The 956-nt window shown below is 68.9% G+C and carries 1 protein-coding gene; it reads left to right on the plus strand.

Annotated elements, in window-relative coordinates; genetic code table 11:
* A partial coding sequence (locus A5648_RS15900; protein ID WP_165607360.1) for an AMP-binding protein occupies positions 1 to 956 on the plus strand: 956 nt, incomplete at both ends.

Genomic DNA, 956 nt, shown 5'->3' on the forward strand with positions numbered 1-956 from the left:
GCTGGCTGGAGATGCTGTCGCGGCACCGCGCCACGATCACCGGCGCGCCGACCTTCGCCTACGACCTGTGCGTCAAGACCACCACACCGGCCCAGCGCGCGGCACTGGACCTGTCCAACCTGACGCACGCCTGGATCGGCACCGAGCCGGTCCGCGCGACCACTCTGCAGAACTTCGCCGAGGCGTTCGCCCCGGCCGGATTTCAGCTGAACGGCATCCAGGCCGCCTTCGGTCTGGCCGAATCCGCACTGCTGGTCACCGCGATGCAGAGCCCGGAAGTCGCCGGGGTGCGCTACGTCGACCGCAACGCGCTGGGCCGCAATCAGGTGATCGACGTCGCGGCCGACGATGCCGACGCCGTGGCGATAGTGGGCTGCGGCGCGGAGCTGGACGGGATGCGGGTGCTGATCGTCGATCCGGAGACCCGGCTGCCTTGCTGCGCTGACGAAGTGGGCGAGATCTGGGCATCCGGACCCAGCATCGCCCAGGGCTACTGGGGGCGGCCCGAGGAGACCGAACGCACCTTCGGTGCGACGCTGGCCGACACCGGCGAGGGCCCGTTCCTGCGCACCGGCGACCTGGGGTTCTTCCGGGACGGCGAGCTGTTCGTCACCGGCCGGTGCAAGGACCTGATGACCATTGGCGGCTACAGCCACTACCCCAATGACATCGAGCTGACCGTGCAGGCTTGCCATCCGGCGCTGATGCCCAGCCGTGGTGCGGTTTTCCTGCTGCCGGGCAAGCGCAACGCCCCCGAGCATTTGGCGGTGGTGCAGGAGGTGCACCACCATGAGGCCGTCGGGGTCGATCTGGACGAGCTGATCCAATCGATCCGGGCGGCGATCCGCACCCACCACGGGATCGACGCGCAGACCGTGGTGCTGGTCAAGCCGATGCGGATCCCGACCACCACCAGCGGCAAGATTCAGCGCAGCGCGTGCCGGGACAAGTACCTC

Source organism: Mycolicibacter sinensis (genome assembly GCF_001673565.1).
GTDB lineage: Bacteria > Actinomycetota > Actinomycetes > Mycobacteriales > Mycobacteriaceae > Mycobacterium > Mycobacterium sinense_C.